At 64.9% G+C, this 228-nt stretch carries 1 pseudogene; it reads left to right on the top strand.

Annotation, left to right across the window (positions count from 1 at the left end):
* Positions 1-24: 24 nt before the first annotated feature.
* Positions 25-228 (top strand): annotated as a pseudogene (locus ACFZCP_RS42190) (hypothetical protein); the annotation flags it as partial.

Here is a 228-nt window from a genome sequence, read left to right as displayed (position 1 = left end):
AAGCCGGTGAGGCCTGAGCTTCCGGTGAAGCCGGAGTACCCGAGGAAGCCGGTGAGGCCTGAGCTTCCGGTGAAGCCGGAGTACCCGAGGAAGCCCGTCAAGCCGGAGTACCCGAACAAGCCGGTGAGGCCCGAGCTTCCGATGAAGCCGGAGTACCCGAGAAAGCCGGTCAGGCCTGAGCTTCCGATGAAGCCGGTGAAGCCGGAGTACCCGATGAAGCCGGTGACG

The sequence above is a fragment of the Streptomyces sp. NPDC007971 genome (assembly GCF_042958635.1).
In the GTDB taxonomy this organism is placed as follows: Bacteria; Actinomycetota; Actinomycetes; order Streptomycetales; family Streptomycetaceae; genus Streptomyces.
This window is presented reverse-complemented; position numbering and strand designations above follow the sequence as displayed.